The organism is Pseudomonas paraeruginosa PA7, from assembly GCF_000017205.1.
Lineage (GTDB): Bacteria > Pseudomonadota > Gammaproteobacteria > Pseudomonadales > Pseudomonadaceae > Pseudomonas > Pseudomonas paraeruginosa.
On sequence record NC_009656.1, the window covers coordinates 2,257,679 to 2,274,592 of the forward strand.

Annotated in this window: 15 protein-coding genes and 2 riboswitches; of the genes, 9 read left to right on the forward strand and 6 right to left on the reverse strand. The window is 67.3% G+C overall.

All coding sequences use genetic code 11. From position 1 onward, the window contains the following. Positions 1 to 74: 74 nt before the first annotated feature. The 4 genes from PSPA7_RS10550 to PSPA7_RS10565 all read left to right on the forward strand — a co-directional run bounded on the left by PSPA7_RS10550 (position 75) and on the right by PSPA7_RS10565 (position 3,038). On the forward strand, positions 75 to 713 hold the full coding sequence (locus PSPA7_RS10550; RefSeq protein ID WP_003155803.1) for a TetR/AcrR family transcriptional regulator: 639 nt from the start codon (positions 75 to 77) through the stop codon (positions 711 to 713). Between the two features lie 169 nt (positions 714 to 882). Further along, positions 883 to 1,779: a radical SAM protein gene (locus tag PSPA7_RS10555; protein ID WP_003155806.1), complete on the forward strand. Its 897-nt coding sequence runs from the start codon at positions 883 to 885 to the stop codon at positions 1,777 to 1,779. Positions 1,780 to 1,843: 64 nt separating this feature from the next. Beyond that, positions 1,844 to 2,476, forward strand: coding sequence for a DUF4823 domain-containing protein (locus tag PSPA7_RS10560; RefSeq protein ID WP_012075181.1), 633 nt, complete (start codon positions 1,844 to 1,846; stop codon positions 2,474 to 2,476). After that, positions 2,469 to 3,038: a DUF1285 domain-containing protein gene (locus PSPA7_RS10565; protein ID WP_012075182.1), complete on the forward strand. Its 570-nt coding sequence runs from the start codon at positions 2,469 to 2,471 to the stop codon at positions 3,036 to 3,038. Before PSPA7_RS10560 ends, PSPA7_RS10565 begins: the two co-directional genes overlap by 8 nt. 47 nt (positions 3,039 to 3,085) lie before the next feature. On the opposite strand, the gene PSPA7_RS10570 is transcribed toward PSPA7_RS10565, so the two are convergent. After that, the gene (locus PSPA7_RS10570) at positions 3,086 to 4,741 is read right to left on the reverse strand and encodes an electron transfer flavoprotein-ubiquinone oxidoreductase (RefSeq protein WP_003155812.1); all 1,656 of its coding nucleotides are present in this window, start codon (positions 4,739 to 4,741) and stop codon (positions 3,086 to 3,088) included. A 320-nt stretch (positions 4,742 to 5,061) separates the two neighbouring features. Between PSPA7_RS10570 and PSPA7_RS10575 the strand changes: the two genes are divergently transcribed. The 3 genes from PSPA7_RS10575 (at position 5,062) to fabV (ending at position 8,121) form a co-directional block, all read left to right on the forward strand. Further along, positions 5,062 to 5,811 (forward strand): electron transfer flavoprotein subunit beta/FixA family protein, encoded by a 750-nt coding sequence (locus PSPA7_RS10575; RefSeq protein ID WP_003155813.1) that lies wholly within the window; start codon positions 5,062 to 5,064, stop codon positions 5,809 to 5,811. Then, positions 5,811 to 6,740: an electron transfer flavoprotein subunit alpha/FixB family protein gene (locus tag PSPA7_RS10580; RefSeq protein WP_003155815.1), complete on the forward strand. Its 930-nt coding sequence runs from the start codon at positions 5,811 to 5,813 to the stop codon at positions 6,738 to 6,740. Before PSPA7_RS10575 ends, PSPA7_RS10580 begins: the two co-directional genes overlap by 1 nt. A gap of 184 nt (positions 6,741 to 6,924) precedes the next feature. Next, a complete protein-coding gene (fabV, locus tag PSPA7_RS10585) occupies positions 6,925 to 8,121 on the forward strand; it encodes an enoyl-ACP reductase FabV (RefSeq protein WP_003155818.1) in 1,197 nt (398 codons plus the stop codon). Between the two features lie 73 nt (positions 8,122 to 8,194). Here the strand turns inward: fabV and PSPA7_RS10590 are convergent, their stop codons facing one another. The 5 genes from PSPA7_RS10590 to PSPA7_RS10610 all read right to left on the reverse strand — a co-directional run bounded on the left by PSPA7_RS10590 (position 8,195) and on the right by PSPA7_RS10610 (position 11,422). Continuing rightward, complete coding sequence (locus PSPA7_RS10590; RefSeq protein ID WP_012075183.1) at positions 8,195 to 9,142, reverse strand: alpha/beta fold hydrolase; 948 nt, start codon at positions 9,140 to 9,142, stop codon at positions 8,195 to 8,197. Between the two features lie 128 nt (positions 9,143 to 9,270). After that, complete coding sequence (gene cobM, locus PSPA7_RS10595; RefSeq protein ID WP_012075184.1) at positions 9,271 to 10,023, reverse strand: precorrin-4 C(11)-methyltransferase; 753 nt, start codon at positions 10,021 to 10,023, stop codon at positions 9,271 to 9,273. Beyond that, positions 10,020 to 10,448, reverse strand: a complete 429-nt coding sequence (locus PSPA7_RS10600) for a cobalamin biosynthesis protein (protein WP_012075185.1) — start codon at positions 10,446 to 10,448, stop codon at positions 10,020 to 10,022. Before PSPA7_RS10600 ends, cobM begins: the two co-directional genes overlap by 4 nt. Before the next feature lie 72 nt (positions 10,449 to 10,520). Then, complete coding sequence (locus PSPA7_RS10605; RefSeq protein ID WP_012075186.1) at positions 10,521 to 11,222, reverse strand: CbtA family protein; 702 nt, start codon at positions 11,220 to 11,222, stop codon at positions 10,521 to 10,523. Between the two features lie 17 nt (positions 11,223 to 11,239). Next, positions 11,240 to 11,422 (reverse strand): CbtB domain-containing protein, encoded by a 183-nt coding sequence (locus PSPA7_RS10610; RefSeq protein WP_012075187.1) that lies wholly within the window; start codon positions 11,420 to 11,422, stop codon positions 11,240 to 11,242. 100 nt (positions 11,423 to 11,522) lie between these two features. Continuing rightward, positions 11,523 to 11,670, reverse strand: a riboswitch (cobalamin riboswitch). A gap of 58 nt (positions 11,671 to 11,728) precedes the next feature. Next, positions 11,729 to 11,919: riboswitch (cobalamin riboswitch) on the forward strand. 120 nt (positions 11,920 to 12,039) lie between these two features. Between PSPA7_RS10610 and cobW the strand changes: the two genes are divergently transcribed. Both cobW and cobN read left to right on the forward strand, forming a co-directional pair. Then, positions 12,040 to 13,092, forward strand: a complete 1,053-nt coding sequence (cobW, locus tag PSPA7_RS10615; protein ID WP_012075189.1) for a cobalamin biosynthesis protein CobW — start codon at positions 12,040 to 12,042, stop codon at positions 13,090 to 13,092. Between the two features lie 74 nt (positions 13,093 to 13,166). After that, on the forward strand, positions 13,167 to 16,913 hold the full coding sequence (cobN, locus tag PSPA7_RS10620) for a cobaltochelatase subunit CobN (RefSeq protein WP_012075190.1): 3,747 nt from the start codon (positions 13,167 to 13,169) through the stop codon (positions 16,911 to 16,913). The last annotated feature ends 1 nt before the right edge of the window (position 16,914 follow it).

The following is a 16,914-nucleotide window of genomic DNA, read 5'->3' on the forward strand; positions in this document are numbered from 1 at the left end:
CCGTGCATTTTCGTGCTGAATAGGCATAATACGCGGCTTCGATTTTTGACTCATTTTGACCTGACAGTCTTTTTATGCAGAAAGAGCCTCGCAAAGTTCGTGAATTTCGTCGCCGTGAACAGGAGATTCTCGATACCGCCCTCAAGCTGTTCCTCGAACAGGGGGAAGACAGCGTAACGGTCGAGATGATCGCGGATGCCGTCGGCATCGGCAAAGGCACGATCTACAAGCACTTCAAGTCCAAGGCGGAGATCTATCTGCGCCTGATGCTGGACTACGAGCGCGATCTCGCCGCCCTGTTCCATTCCGAAGACGTGGCCCGCGACAAGGAAGCCCTGTCGCGTGCCTATTTCGAGTTCCGCATGCGCGATCCGCAGCGCTACCGCCTGTTCGACCGCCTGGAAGAGAAGGTGGTGAAGACCAGCCAGGTACCGGAGATGGTCGAGGAGCTGCACAAGATCCGCGCCTCCAACTTCGAACGCCTGACCCAACTGATCAAGGAGCGGATCGCCGACGGCAAGCTGGAGAACGTTCCGCCGTACTTCCATTATTGCGCCGCCTGGGCGCTGGTGCACGGCGCCGTGGCGCTGTATCACTCGCCGTTCTGGCGCGAGGTGCTGGAAGACCAGGAAGGCTTCTTCCACTTCCTGATGGATATCGGCGTGCGCATGGGCAACAAGCGCAAGCGCGACGGCGAAAACCCGGCCGCCTGAGGCCGGTCTCCGCGCGGGACGCAGGCGCTGCGTCCCGCGTGTCGTTCGTCGGCGGGATATGCTGTCGCTCATCGATCCGTCGTAGCCGACCTGGCCCTCGGCCTGAAAACCGCTGCGTCTACGTGCCGGCGCGGATGGCGACGGCACGTGGTCTTCCAGGAGAGCCCCGATGATTGCCCATGAATTCCCCATCCATTACATCGAGCCGGTATTCCGGCCACCGAGCGAAGCGCACTCGCTGATCCTCCCGGTAACCAACGGCTGTTCCTGGAACCGGTGCGGCTTCTGCGAGATGTACACGCAGCCGCAGAAGAAATTCCGTGCCCGCGACGAAGCCGAGGTGCTGGAGGAGATTCGGCGCTGCGGCGAGCGCCTGATCGTCAAGCGCGTATTCCTCGCCGATGGCGATGCGCTGGTATTGCCGACCCGACGCCTGCTCGTGGTGCTGGAGGCGATCAGGCGGCACCTGCCGGAGGTGGAGCGAGTCTCCAGCTATTGCCTGCCGCGCAACCTGCGCAGGAAGTCGGTCGACGAGTTGCGCGAACTGGCCGACGCCGGGCTGCGAATGGCCTATGTCGGCGCCGAGTCCGGCGACGACGAAGTATTGGCGCGGGTCAACAAGGGCGAGACCTATGCCTCTACCCTGGATGCGCTGGAAAAGCTTGGCGAGGCGGGGATCAGTCGTTCGGTGATGATCCTCAACGGTCTTGGCGGAATGACCCTGAGCGCGCAGCACGCGGACAACTCCGCGCGCCTGATGAACGCTGCCCAGCCGGAGTACCTGTCGACCCTGGTGGTGAGTTTCCCTACCGGCGAGCAGCGTTTCCGTGCTGGCTTCGCCGACTTCGAGGCGCTGGATCGGCGCGCCTTGTTCGTCGAGGTCGAGCGCCTGTTGCAGGGGTTGGAGCTCGAGGACACGGTATTTCGCAGCGACCACGCTTCCAACTATCTGGTGCTCAAGGGCGAACTGGGCGCCGACAAGGCGCGCCTGCTGGCCGAGGTCCGCCAGGCCATCGAGCAGCCGCAGCACGCGGCCTTGCGCCAGGAGTGGCAGCGTGGCCTGTGATGGCGCGGAAGCTGCATCGGCTCGTCATTCGCCGGTTTTCCGACGCCGGCAGGGGAGATGACCGATGTTGCACCTGTTCCGTATCGCCCTGGCGATGCTCCTGCTGGGTAGCCTGTCCGCCTGCATGAAGCCCGGCGACCTGGCCGACGGCGCCGACTACTACCTGCGCGATGCCGGGGTGCTCGACCACAGCGCCAGCCAGCGCAGCAACAACCGGCGGATCCAGGCCGACTCCTTCATCTACATCGGCCAGGGGCCGTTCGTGCCGCCCGGCTATCGCTACGCGCGGCCGAACGTGGTGGCCGAGCAGGCCTTCGAGGGATTCGTCGAGTATTTCCCGCTGGTGCGCCGGGCCAAGGCGCCGCTCGGCCTGGACGACGCGATGCGCGAGGCGCGCGCGGCCGGCGCCCACTACCTGCTGTACTGCCGTTTCGCCCGTGGCGACAACAGGATCGGCAACTGGGAGGAGTGGGAAGACGAAGAGGAACTCGGCCGGGTCGGGCGCGATCGCAGTGTCATCCAGGTCATGCTGATCGAGACCAGCACCCGTTTCCTGGTAGATAGCGCGACCATCCGCAGCCGCGGCGGTTTCCTGACGTTCTACGACGCCACCCCGGAAGACCTGCTGCGTCCGCCGCTGGAGCAATACGCCCAGGAACTGCTGGGCCTGAACAGTCGAGGAACAGGCTATGAGTGATACCGGCAAGGCCAACGACCTGCTGGCGCAGATCCCCAGGGGCGAGAAGAAGGGCCTGCCGCCCGTGCACCTGTGGAACCCGCCGTTCTGCGGCGACATCGACATGCGCATCGCCCGCGACGGCACCTGGTTCTACCTGGGTACGCCGATCGGTCGCAAGCCGATGGTGAAGCTGTTCTCCAGCATCATCCGCCGCGACGGCGACGACTATTTCCTGGTGACGCCGGTGGAAAAGGTCGGCATCCGCGTCGATGATGCCCCGTTCGTGGCGGTGGCCCTGGAGGTGGAGGGCGAGGGCGAGGCGCAGGCGCTGCGCTTCGTCACCAATGTCGAGGACGAGGTCGAGGCGGATGCCGGGCATCCCCTGCGGGTCGAGATCGATGCCGCTACCCAGGAGCCAGCCCCGTACCTGCGGGTGCGCGACAACCTCGAGGCGCTGGTGCATCGCAACGTGTTCTACCAGTTGGTCGAGCTGGCGGTACCGCGCCGGATCGATGGCGTCGAATGGCTCGGCGTCTGGAGCCATGGCGAGTTCTTTCCCATCGGTCCGCAGCCGGACTGACAGGTGCAGCATGAAAAAGGCTCCCGAGGGAGCCTTTTTCGTTTGTCTTACATGTTGGGGTAGTTCGGCCCGCCGGTGCCTTCCGGCGCCACCCAGGTGATGTTCTGCGCCGGGTCCTTGATGTCGCAGGTCTTGCAGTGCACGCAGTTCTGCGCGTTGATCTGGAAGCGCTTGCTGCCGTCGTCGTTGGCCACCACTTCGTACACGCCTGCGGGGCAGTAGCGCTGGGCCGGCTCGTCGTAGAGCGGCAGGTTCTTCTCGATCGGGATGCTCGCATCGGCCAGCTTGAGGTGGATCGGCTGGTCTTCCTCGTGGTTGGTGTTGGAGAGGAATACCGAGGACAGCTTGTCGAAGCTGAGCTTGCCGTCCGGCTTCGGGTAGTCGATCTTCGGCGCTTCGCTGGCTTTCTTCAGGCAGGCGTAGTCCGGCTTGTCGTCATGCAGGGTGACGGGGATCTTGCCGCCGAAGATGTTCTGGTCGATGAAGTTGAACGCGCCGCCGCCGATGGCGCCGAACTTGTGGATGGCCGCGCCGAAGTTGCGGCTGCGGAACAGTTCATCGTACAGCCAGCTGGCCTTGAACGCATCGACGTAGCTGGCCAGCTCGTCGCCGCCTTCGCGGCCGGCGGCCAGGGCCTCGGCGATCGCTTCGGCAGCGAGCATGCCGGACTTCATCGCGGTGTGGCTGCCCTTGATCTTGGCGAAGTTCAGGGTGCCGAGGTCGCAACCGATCAGCGCGCCGCCGGGGAAGACCATCTTCGGCAGCGAGTTCAGGCCGCCCTTGCAGATGGCCCGGGCGCCGTAGGCCACGCGCTTGCCGCCTTCCAGGTACTGCTTGACCACCGGGTGGTGCTTGTAGCGCTGGAACTCGTCGAACGGCGACAGGTGCGGGTTGCTGTAGGACAGGTCGATGATCAGGCCGACGAACACCTGGTTGTTCTCCAGGTGGTAGAGGAACGAACCGCCGGTGTTCTCGTCGTTCAGCGGCCAGCCGGCGGTGTGCACCACCAGGCCGGGCTTGTGCTTGGATGGGTCGATGTCCCAGATTTCCTTGATGCCGATACCGTAGTGCTGGGCGTCGGCCTCGCTGTCCAGGTTGTATTTCTTGATCAGTTGCTTGCCGATGTGCCCGCGGCAGCCTTCGGCGAACAGGGTGTACTTGGCCCGCAGCTCCATGCCGGGGGTGTAGTAGCCTTCTTTCGGATTGCCTTCGCGGTCGACGCCGAGATCGCCGGTGACGATCCCGCGGACCACGCCGTTCTCGTCGATCAGCGCTTCCTGGGCGGCGAAGCCCGGGTAGATCTCCACGCCCAGGCCTTCGGCCTGCTGGGCCAGCCAGCGGCAGAGATTGCCCAGGGAGATGATATAGTTGCCCTCGTTGTGCATGGTCTTGGGCACGAAGAAGTTGGGCACCTTGGTGGCGCTCTCGGCGCTCTTCAGGACGTAGATGTCGTCGCCGCTCACCGGAGTGTTGAGCGGTGCGCCGAGTTCCTTCCAGTCGGGGAACAGTTCGTTCAGCGCGCGCGGCTCGAACACCGCGCCGGAGAGGATGTGGGCGCCCACTTCGGAACCCTTCTCGACCACGCAGACGCTGATCTCTTGACCGGCTTCGGCGGCCTTCTGCTTCAGTCGGCATGCGGCGGACAGACCGGCGGGGCCGGCGCCGACGATGACGACGTCGAATTCCATGTATTCGCGTTCCACAATCGATCTCCTACTCAAGGCTCACGGTATCTGTTTATTGGTGGCTGAGATCTTTCCCTGATCAGAGCGGGCGCATTATATATAGCTGCATGGGCAGGTCCAATACAAACGTTTGTTTGAATTCTTTGGAAGCCTGATAGAATCGGCATTCGAGGGGGGAGAACCACCCTTTTGCCGTATTGACCGAAAAGGGTGATCCGGTCAAGATACGGGCGGTTTTGCGGTCGCTGTCTAGCAGAGTGTCGGTTTCCGGCCGGCGAGCATCACCGGCCAGGCCTGTCTGGCGACATCCTTATTCACCGGAGAATAACGAGGAATCCATGAAGGTTCTTGTAGCAGTCAAACGAGTGGTCGACTACAACGTCAAGGTCCGCGTCAAGGCGGACAACTCCGGCGTCGACCTCGCCAACGTCAAGATGTCCATGAACCCCTTCTGCGAAATCGCCGTGGAAGAAGCCGTGCGCCTGAAAGAGAAGGGCGTGGCTAGCGAGATCGTCGCTGTCTCCGTCGGCCCGACCGCCGCCCAGGAGCAACTGCGCACCGCGCTGGCGCTGGGCGCCGACCGTGCGATCCTGGTGGAGAGCAACGACGAGCTGAACTCCCTGGCCGTGGCCAAGCTGCTCAAGGCCGTGGTCGACAAGGAACAGCCGCAGCTGGTGATCCTCGGCAAGCAGGCCATCGACAGCGACAACAACCAGACCGGCCAGATGCTCGCCGCGCTGACCGGCTACGCCCAGGGCACTTTCGCCTCCAAGGTCGAGGTCGCTGGCGACAAGGTCAATGTGACCCGCGAGATCGATGGCGGCCTGCAGACCGTCGCGCTGAACCTGCCGGCCATCGTCACCACCGACCTGCGTCTGAACGAGCCGCGCTACGCGTCGCTGCCGAACATCATGAAAGCCAAGAAGAAGCCGCTGGACGTGGTGACCCCGGACGCCCTGGGCGTTTCCACCGCTTCCACCGTGAAGACCCTGAAGGTCGAGGCGCCGGCTGCGCGCTCCGCTGGCATCAAGGTCAAGTCCGTGGCTGAACTGGTAGAGAAACTGAAGAACGAGGCGAAGGTAATCTAATGGCTATCCTGGTTATCGCTGAGCACAACAACGCCGCCCTGGCGGGCGCTACCCTGAACACCGTTGCCGCTGCCAAGGCCATTGGCGGCGACATCCACGTGCTGGTCGCCGGGCAGAACGTTGCCGCCGTGGCCGAAGCCGCCGCCAAGGTCGAGGGTGTCTCCAAGGTGCTGGTCGCCGACAACGCCGCCTACGCCCACCAGTTGCCGGAAAACGTCGCGCCGCTGATCGCCGAGCTGGGCAAGGGCTACAGCCATGTGCTGGCCCCGGCCACCACCAATGGCAAGAACTTCCTGCCGCGCGTCGCCGCGCTGCTGGACGTCGACCAGCTCTCCGAGATCGTCGAAGTGGTCAGCCCCGACACTTTCAAGCGTCCGATCTACGCCGGCAACGCCATCGCTACCGTGCAGTCCTCGGCTGCGGTCAAGGTGATCACCGTGCGTACCACCGGCTTCGACGCCGTCGCCGCCGAAGGCGGTTCGGCTGCCGTCGAGCAGGTTTCCGGTCCGGCCGATGCCGGCAAGTCCGCCTTCGTCGGCGAAGAGCTGGCCAAGTCCGACCGTCCGGAACTGACCGCTGCCAAGATCGTGGTCTCCGGTGGCCGCGGCATGCAGAACGGCGACAACTTCAAGATCCTCTACGCCCTGGCCGACAAGCTGGGCGCCGCCGTCGGCGCCTCCCGCGCCGCGGTCGACGCCGGTTTCGTGCCGAACGACATGCAGGTCGGCCAGACCGGCAAGATCGTCGCCCCGCAGCTGTACATCGCGGTGGGTATCTCCGGTGCCATCCAGCACCTGGCGGGCATGAAGGACTCGAAGGTGATCGTCGCGATCAACAAGGACGAAGAGGCGCCGATCTTCCAGGTCGCCGACTACGGCCTGGTCGCCGACCTGTTCGACGCCGTGCCGGAGCTGGAAAAGGCCGTCTGAGCCTGATTCCAAGCCGAGAAGACCCGCTCTCCGGAGCGGGTTTTTTTATGCCTGGGCTGCGCCGCGTGACCCTTTGGTCACGATTCCTGTCTTCGGCCCGCCCAAGCGGAGGTGTCTCATTTACAATGCGCGACGTCTCTAGCTCCTGAATGTGCTTTTCCGGCATCTAGCAACCGAGGTTTTCATGATCATCAAACCGCGCGTGCGTGGCTTCATCTGCGTCACTACCCATCCGGCAGGCTGCGAGGCCAACGTCAAGCAACAGATCGACTACGTCGAGGCCAAGGGCCCCGTCGTCAACGGACCGAAGAAGGTCCTGGTCATCGGTTCCTCCACCGGCTATGGCCTGGCTGCCCGCATCACCGCCGCGTTCGGTTCCGGCGCCGATACCCTCGGGGTGTTCTTCGAGCGTCCGGGCAGCGAGAGCAAGCCTGGCACCGCCGGCTGGTACAACTCGGCGGCCTTCGAGAAGTTCGCCCACGAGAAAGGTCTGTACGCGCGCAGCATCAACGGCGACGCGTTCTCCGACGAAGTGAAGCGGCTGACCATCGAGACCATCAAGCGCGATCTCGGCAAGGTCGACCTGGTGGTCTACAGCCTGGCTGCGCCGCGCCGTACCCATCCGAAGACCGGCGAAGTGTTCTCCTCGACCCTCAAGCCGATCGGCAAGTCGGTCAGCTTCCGTGGCCTGGACACCGACAAGGAAGTGATCAAGGACGTGGTCCTGGAGGCGGCCAGCGACCAGGAAGTCGCCGATACCGTTGCGGTGATGGGCGGCGAAGACTGGCAGATGTGGATCGACGCGCTGCTCGAGGCCGACGTGCTGGCCGACGGCGCGAAGACCACCGCGTTCACCTACCTGGGCGAGAAGATCACCCACGACATCTACTGGAACGGCTCGATCGGCGCGGCCAAGAAGGATCTCGACCAGAAGGTCCTCGGTATTCGCGACAGGCTCGCCCCGCTGGGCGGCGACGCGCGGGTCTCGGTGCTCAAGGCGGTGGTGACCCAGGCCAGTTCGGCGATCCCGATGATGCCGTTGTACCTGTCGCTGCTGTTCAAGGTAATGAAGGAGCAGGGCACCCACGAAGGCTGCATCGAGCAGGTCGATGGCCTGTACCGCGAGAGCCTGTACGGCGCCGAGCCGCGCCTCGACGAGGAAGGCCGCCTGCGTGCCGACTACAAGGAACTGCAGCCGGAAGTGCAGTCCCGCGTCGAGGAACTGTGGGACAAGGTGACCAACGAGAACCTCTACGAGCTGACCGACTTCGCCGGCTACAAGAGCGAATTCCTCAACCTGTTCGGTTTCGAGGTCGCTGGCGTCGACTATGAGCAGGACGTCGACCCGGACGTGCAGATCGCCAACCTGATCCAGGCCTGAAGCCTGTATCCGAGCCGTCCCCGCGACGGCTCCCGCTCCCCCGGACCGGCGCCCCAGGCGCCGGTTCGCGTTTTCAGCGACCGGCCACCTGGGCGTTCCGTACGCCGTCGAGGAAGGCCTGGTAGTGCTGCGCGGTTTCCTCCGGGCGCTCGACCATCGGCACGTGTCCGCAGTTTTCCATGATCACCACGCTGGGCCGCTTCAGCAGCGGACGCATCACCTCGATGCTGGAGACATCCAGCACGCGGTCGCGGTCGCCCCACAGCAGCAGGGTCGGCGCCTCGATCTTCGGCAGTTCCGGCTCCAGCGGGATGTAGCGCTGGCGCAGTTGTTCGAATATCTGCGCGTTGAACGCCGAGGCAGCTACCGCGCGCTCGCCGAGGTAGCGCTTGAGCGGTGCCGGCAGCGGCGGTTGCTGGACGAACACGAAGTCGAGCAGCTTCTGGAAGTCTTCCGGCTGGCGTACCACCAGGGGATTCTCGCCGCGCTCCAGGTCCTCGAACAGTTCGCTCTTGCGTGCCGGCATCACCCCGGCGTTGTCGATCAGCGCCAGCGATAGCACCTGTTCCGGATGGCGCGCCGCGTAGAGCGCGGCGATGTGCCCGCCCATGGAGTTGCCGGCCAGGTGCAGGCGGCGCACGCCGATGGCGGCGGCGAAGTTGGCGACTCGCTCGGCCTGGGTGCCGACGTCGTAGCTGGCCTGTTGCGGCTTGCTGCTGTCGCCGAAGCCGGGCAGGTCGAGGGCGACCACATGGTAGCGCTCGGTCAGCGGCCGGGCGAAGCGCAGCCAGTTGTCCTTGTCGGCGCCGAAGCCGTGGATCAGCAACAGGGTCGGGTTCTTTTCCGAGCCACCTTCCAGGTAGGCGATCTCCAGGTTGTCGACCTGCACGCTGTGCTCGCTGAGACCGGCGAGACCGCGCTCGACGGTGCGTACGCTGGCGAGGAGGGTAGCGGGGACGAAGTAGAGGACGCCGGCGGCGACCGCCAGCAGCAGGAGCAGACCGAGGAGGAATCGTTTCATGGGTGTCCGAGGGCTTCAGGAAAAAAGGGGCCAGCGCTGAACGCTAGCCGGGCCGGCCCGCTGTCGCAAGCCTTGCGGCGAGTCCAGGCGCGCTGCCGGCGGTCGGCGCCGAACCCGAGGCCGGCGGTTCATTCGCCGGCTCGATAGAGGTGTCTATGCCCGGCGCGGTACAGCGAGGAGTCGGCGAAGCCTTCGGCGGCCAGCACCTCGCCGACCAGGATCAGCGCGGTGCGGCGGAAATGCCTGGCGGCGACCTTGGGCAGGATGTCGGCGAGGGTGCCGCGAACCTGTTCCTGGTCCGGCCAACTGGCCCGGTGGATCACCGCGATCGGGCAGTCGGCGCCGTAGTGCGGCAGCAGTTCCTCGACGATCTTCGCCAGGTGGGCGACGCCCAGGTGGATCGCCAGGGTCGCCCGGTGCCGCGCCAGGTCGCCCAGGCTCTCGCCTTCCGGCATCTTCGTGCGCGCGGCGTAGCGGGTCAGGATCAGCGTCTGGGACACCTCGGGCAGGGTCAGCTCGCAGCCGAGCAGGGCGGCGCAGGCGGCGGTGGCGGTGACCCCGGGGACGATCTCATAGGGGACGCCGAGTTCGCGCAGGTGGCGGATCTGCTCGCCGATGGCGCCGTACAGGGACGGATCGCCGGAATGCACGCGGGCGACGTCGAGGCCGCGGCGATGGGCTTGCGCGAGTAGCTCGACGATCTGTTCGAGGTTCAGCTCGGCGGTGTTCACCACCTGGCCGGCCTGGTGTCCCTCGAGCAGCGCTTGCGGAACCAGCGAGCCGGCGTAGAGGATCACCGGGCACTGGCGGATCAGGCGCTGCCCCTTGACGGTGATCAGGTCGGGGTCGCCGGGACCGGCGCCGATGAAATAGACGGTCATGGGAGTTCTCGTTCGGTGAAAGGGCGTGCCAGGGCGATGCTCGCCCGGTCGTCGCTGCGTTTCGCCCCGAGCAGATCGGCGCGACCGCCGCCCAGGCGTTCGGCCAGGGCCAGGGCGGCGGCCTCGGCGACGCTGGAGCAGCCGGTTTCGCGCAGCGCGACGGCGGAGGGACTGAGCAGGCGCGGCTCGTAGTCGAGCAGGGCGGCGGGCGCCAGGAAATGCACGGGGCGTCCGAGCAACGTAGCCAGTTGCCGCAGGCCGGGTTCGTCGCGCTTGCCGTCGATGCTGGCGAGGGCGTCCAGCTCGGCCAGGGTGTGCCCGTGTTCGGCCAGGGTTCGCTCCAGCAGCGCGCGCAGATGCCTGGCGCTACAGCCTCGGCGGCAGCCGATGCCGGCGATCAGCAGGCTGGGGGTGGGCAGGGGCATGCGCGGACCGGAGGAAGTGGAAGGGGAGACACTATGGACCCGCGACCGGCAAGGGGCGCGGGTGGACGGAGGTCAGGCGTCGACACCGGCGCGGTTGCGCCGGAACAGCCAGGCAGCGGTCAGGCCGAGGGCGGCCCAGAACAGCGCATTGCTGACCAGCGAGGCGATCACGAAACGTTGGGCCAGGGCTGCCGGCGCCAGGCTGGCGTGGACCTCGGGCTGCGGCGCGCCGAACAGGTGCGGCAGCGCCAGCAGCGCGGCGCCGACCAGCTTCAGCGGCCAGTTGCCGCCGAACGCCAGCAGGGCCAGGCCCACCGCGGTGGCGGCTGCGGTGGCGATCCACCAGTACTGGCGTTGCACCAGGTCGGCCGCGGCGGTTCCCGGCAGCTCCGGCGGCAGGCCCAGCGACGGCGCAAGGCAGAACACCGCGTAGCCGGCCAGGCCCCAGAGCAGGCCCTGCCAGGTCCGGCCCGGCGCGCGCAGGGTGAACAGGCCGGCGAGCATCAGGGCGAAGCCGACCGCCACCACCAGGTTGCCGCCGGTGGTGGAGAGGGTACGCTGCCAGCCGTTCTCCGGCTCCCAGGCCTCCTCGTCGTGAACATGGGCGGCGACGCCGGGAGCATGTTCGTGGGGCTGGGCCGCGACCGGCTCGCTGTTCTCGTAGGTCTCCGCCTCGAGGATCAGCGGGGTGACCCAGAGAATCTGCAACAGTGACAGCAGCAGGGCGGCGAGCAGGCCGGCGAAGCCGGCGGTCTGGGCGATGCGTTTGATCATCGGAAGTTCTCGCGCGCTCAGTGGCAGGGGAAGCCGGAGCTGTGCCGGGTGTCGTGGGCGGCGTTGTGCACCGCGTCGATGTGCGAGAAGCCGGCGAAGTACACCAGCAACGCGCCGAGCAGGCCGGCGCCGATGGCCAGGCTCAGTCGCTTCGATAGGGAGATGGTGGCGCTGGCGTGCGCCAGGGTGCTGCTCGACATGGTGCGTTCCCTCTGGATTGGCTGGACTTGCAGAGGCGTACGCACGAGGAACGGGACCGGATGGCCCGCTTCACGCTTGCGCCCGCCCACCGCGGGTGAATCAAACGAAAGGTTCCAGGCCGGTCTCCGGGCTCGCGCGATGCGCTTACCGTTGCGGGGGCAGCGCCGGACTGGCTCGAAGAGCGTCACCGGCTTCCCGTTTCACCTCGTGCGCGCCGGCACGAGACACCTGGGACAACCCGCCTAGGACAGCATGAAGGCAGACCGGGCGTCAACCGGCCCGATTGACCCTGGCCGGCGCACTGCGTAGCCTTGCCGGTTCGAGGTTCCTCGCCGGCGACGGCGGGGCTAAGAGGGAACGCGGTCGATGCCGCGGCTGCCCCCGCAACTGTGAACGGCGATCGTTCCCCAATGCCACTGCGTGACGCGGGAAGGCGGGGAACCGGCGGCGACGCCAGACCGTGAGCCAGGAGACCTGCCTCGTCGATCCCGCGGTGCGATGCGCGGGGAACAAGACTTCCATACAACCGGGCGGGGTGATCCGGTGGCGAATCCGTTGCGCGGCCAGCGTCCGCGCCACTCGTCCGCATGCCCGCCGAGCTGAACAAGGGCTGCCCATGAAAACCCTGGCGAAACTCCCCGTCACCATCGTCACCGGCTTCCTCGGTGCCGGCAAGACCACCTTGCTCCGGCACATGCTGGACCACGCCGAAGGCCGGCGCATCGCGGTGATCGTCAACGAGTTCGGCGAACTCGGCATCGACGGCGAGATCTTCAAGCAATGCTCCATCGGTTGTAGCGAGGAGGAGGCGCAGGGCCGGGTCTTCGAACTGGCCAACGGCTGCCTGTGCTGCACCGTGCAGGAAGAGTTCTTCCCGGTGATGCGCGAGCTGGTGGCGCGCCGTGGTGACCTTGACCAGATCCTCATCGAGACCAGCGGCCTGGCCCTGCCCAAGCCGCTGGTGCAGGCCTTCCAGTGGCCGGAAATCCGCAACGCCTGCACGGTCGACGCGGTGATCACCGTGGTCGACAGCCCGGCGGTGGCGGCCGGCACCTTCGCCGCCCATCCCGAGCAGGTCGACCAGCAACGCCGCCAGGACCCCAACCTCGACCATGAATCGCCGCTGCACGAACTGTTCGAGGACCAGTTGGCCAGCGCCGACCTGGTGATCCTGAACAAGGCCGACCAGCTCGACGCCGAGGCCCTGGCGCGGGTCCGCGCGGAGATCGCCGGGGAGCTGCCGGCGGCGGTGAAGATCGTCGAGGCGAGCCGGGGCGAGCTGCCGCTCTCGGTCCTGCTGGGACTCAACGCCGAGGCCGAGCTGCACATCGACCGCCGGCCCACCCATCACGACCACGAAGGCCACGAGGACCACGACCACGACGAGTTCGACTCCTTCCACGTCGATCTCCCCGAGGTGGAGGAAGCCGCGCTGCTCGAGGCCCTCGGCGAGCTGGTGGAGCGTCACGACATACTTCGCATCAAGGGGTTCGCCGCCATTCCGGGCAAGCCCATGCGCCTGCTGGTGCAGGGTGTCGGCAAGCGTTTCGACAGGCACTTCGATCGCCAGTGGCTGGCCGGCGAGAACCGCCGTAGCCGCCTGGTGGTGATCGGCCAGGAACTGGACCAGGCGGCCATCGCCAACGAGCTGCGCACCGCGCTGGCCTGACCCGTGATCCCGGGCCGGGGCCGGCCAGCTAGCGCCTGCCTCCAGGCCTCCCGCCTCCCATCGGTGGAACGCCCATGCACCTGTTGCGCACCCAACCCGGCGGCTTCGTCCCCGACGACGGCATCGCCCACCTGGCCCAGACTCCCGCCGAGCTGGTGATCCTCTGCAGCGGCGATTCGCACCTCGCATTGCTGGCCGAGGCTGCCCGGGAGTTGCCGGACGACTACCCGAGCCTGCGCCTGGCCAATCCGATGCAATTGCAGAACCACGCCTCGGTCGACCTCTATGTCGACGAGGTGCTGCGGCATGCGCGGGTGATCCTGCTTTCGCTGCACGGCGGCATCGGCTACTGGCGCTATGGCGTCGAACAACTGGTGGCGTTGGCCGGGCGCGGCTGCGTGCTGATCCCGGTGCCCGGCGACGACCGCCCAGACCCAGAGCTGAGCGCCCTCGGCAACCTGCCGGCGGAGCAGGCCGAGCGCTTCTGGCAATACCTGCGCCAGGGCGGCCTGGAGAACGCCGGGCAGTTCTACCGTTGCCTGGCCAATCAGTGCCTGGGTCGCGACTACGCCTGGCACGAGCCGCAGGCACTGCCACGGGTGGCGCTGTTCCATCCACGGCATGCCGAGGCGACCCTGGAACACTGGCGTGCCGACTGGCAGGCCGGGCGTCCGGTGGCCGCGTTGCTGTTCTATCGCACCCACCTGCAGGCGGCGAACACCGCCTTCATCGCACGCTTCTGCGAACGCCTCGCGGCGCAGGGGCTGAACCCGCTGCCGATCGCGGTGGCCAGCCTGAAGGAAGGTGCCTGCCTGGCCCAGGTGGAAGACTGGCTGGCGCGCAGCGATGCCGCGCTGATCGTCAATACCACCGGCTTCGCCCAGTCCAATCCGGAAGCGCCCGAACTGCGTCCGTTCCGCCGCGACGTGCCGGTGTTGCAGGCGATCTGCTCGCTGGACAACCGTCCGCTCTGGCAGGACAACCCACAGGGCCTGGGCCCGCGCGACCTGGCCATGCACGTGGCGCTGCCGGAGCTGGACGGGCGCATCGTCACCCGGCCGATCAGCTTCAAGGGCCTGGCCTGGCGCAGCGAGCGCAGCGAGAGCGACGTGGTCTGCTACCTCGCCGACGACGAGCGCATGGACTTCGTCGCCGAGCTGGCGCGGCGCTGGACCGAACTGGCGCGCAAGCCCTGCGCGGAAAAGCGGGTGGCGCTGGTGTTGGCCAACTACCCGACCCGCGACGGGCGGATCGGCAACGGCGTCGGCCTGGACACCCCGGCGGCGGCGCTGAACATCCTCCGTGCCTTGCGCCAGCAGGGCTATCCGGTCGACGGCCTGCCCGCCAGCGGCACCGAGCTGATCCGCCAGTTGCTCGGTGGCGTCAGTAACGACCTCGACGACAACGACCTGCGACCCTGCGCCCAGAGCCTGGCGCTGGACGACTACCTGGCCTGCTTCGCGCGCCTGCCGGAGCGCAATCGCCAGGCGGTGCTGGCACGCTGGGGCGAGCCGCGGCAGGACCCGATGTTCCGCGGCGGGCGGATGATGATCGCCGGCCTGCGCTATGGCCTGACCTTCGTCGGCATCCAGCCGGCACGGGGTTACCAGCTCGATCCGGCGGCGGTCTACCACGATCCCGACTTGGTGCCGCCGCACGGCTACCTGGCGTTCTATTTCTGGCTGCGCCATGCCTACCGCGCCGACGCCCTGCTGCACGTCGGCAAGCATGGCAACCTGGAATGGCTGCCGGGCAAGGGCGTCGGCCTGTCCGCCGAATGCTGGCCGGACGCGCTGCTCGGCCCGCTGCCGAACATCTATCCGTTCATCGTCAACGATCCGGGGGAGGGCGCCCAGGCCAAGCGTCGTACCCAGGCGGTGATCATCGATCACCTGATGCCGCCGCTGACCCGCGCCGAGAGCTACGGTCCGCTGCGCGACCTGGAGCGCCTGGCCGACGAATTCTACGATGCCTCGCTGCTCGATCCCCGGCGCGCCGGGCAGTTGCGCGAGGAGATCCTCGATCTGCTGCGCGGCAACCGCCTCGACCGCGAGATCGGCCTGCAGCTCAGCGACGATCCGGACAGTTGGCTGCCGCAGCTGGACGCCTATCTCTGCGACCTGAAGGAATCGCAGATCCGCGACGGCCTGCATGTGTTCGGCGAATCGCCGAGCGGGCGCTTGCGCCTGGACACCCTGCTGGCGCTGCTGCGGGTCCCGCGCGGCGACGGCAAGGGCGCCAACGCCGGCCTGCTGAAGAGCCTGGCCGACGACCTCGGGCTGGGCTTCGACCCGCTGGCCTGCGCCATGGGCGAGCCCTGGCAGGGCCCGCGCCCGGAATGCCTGGCGCGCGTGAGCGAGGAGCCCTGGCGCAGCCTCGGCGATACCCGCGAGCGCCTGGAGCTGCTGGCGCTGCACTGGATCGAACGCTGCCTGGAGGGCCAGCCGCCGCCCGCCGCGTGGCGCGCCAGCGGCGAGGTGTTGCGCGGCTTGTGCGAACGGGTGGCGCCGACCCTGGACGCCTGTGGCGCGGCCGAGATCGACGGGCTGCTGGCAGCCCTCGAAGGGCGCTTCGTTCCGGCCGGTCCGAGCGGCGCGCCGAGCCGCGGGCGGCTCGACGTGCTGCCCACCGGTCGCAACTTCTTCTCGGTGGACGTGCGCAACCTGCCGACCCCGACCGCCTGGCGCATCGGTTTCCAGTCGGCCAACCTGCTGCTCGAACGGCACCTGCAGGAGCATGGCGATCACCTGCGCCAGCTCGGCCTCTCGGTATGGGGCACGGCGACCATGCGCACCGGTGGCGACGACATCGCCCAGGCCTTGGCGCTGCTTGGCGTGCGCCCGGTATGGCAGGCCGGCAGCCAGCGCGTCGCCGATTTCGAGATCCTGCCGGTCTCGCTGCTGGATCGGCCGCGGGTCGACGTGACATTGCGGGTCTCCGGGTTCTTCCGCGACGCCTTCGCCAACCTGATCCGCCTGTTCGACGCGGCGGTGCAGGCGGTGGCCGGGCTGGACGAGCCCGAAGAGCTGAACCCGCTGGCCGCCCGTGTGCGGCTGGAGCGGCGGCGCCTCGAAGAGCAGGGGGTTGCGCCGGCGGAAGCGCGCCGGCAGGCCGGCTGGCGGATCTTCGGCGCCAAGCCGGGCGCCTATGGAGCAGGCGTGCAGGGGGCTATCGAGGAGCGGTTGTGGCAGACCCGCGCCGACCTCGCCGAGGTCTACCTGAACTGGGGCGGCTATGCCTACGGTGCCGGCGACGACGGCACGCCGGCGCGGGAACGCTTCGCCCAGCGCCTGGAGCGCCTGCAGGCGGTGCTGCACAACCAGGACAACCGCGAGCACGACCTGCTCGATTCCAACGACTACTACCAGTTCCAGGGCGGCATGCTGGCGGCGGTGGAAACCCTGCGCGGCGCGCCGGTGGCCAGTTACCACGGTGACCACAGCCAACCGGACAACCCGCGCATCCGCACGCTCAAGGAAGAGCTCAACCGGGTGGTGCGGGCGCGCGCGGCGAATCCGAAGTGGATCGCCGGGATGAAGCGCCACGGCTACAAGGGCGCCTTCGAACTGGCGGCGACGGTGGACTACCTGTGCGCCTTCGATGCCACCAGCGAGCTGATCGACGACCACCAGTACGCGCTGCTGGCCGACGCCTACCTGCTCGACGCCGAGACCCGCGAGTTCGTCCGCCAGCACAACCCGCGGGCCTTGCGCGACATGGCCGAGCGCCTGGTGGAGGCGCAGCGGCGCGGGCTCTGGCAGGAGCCGGGGGCCTATCGCGAGGCTCTGGAGAACCTGCTGCTGGACGTCGAAGAGGAATAGC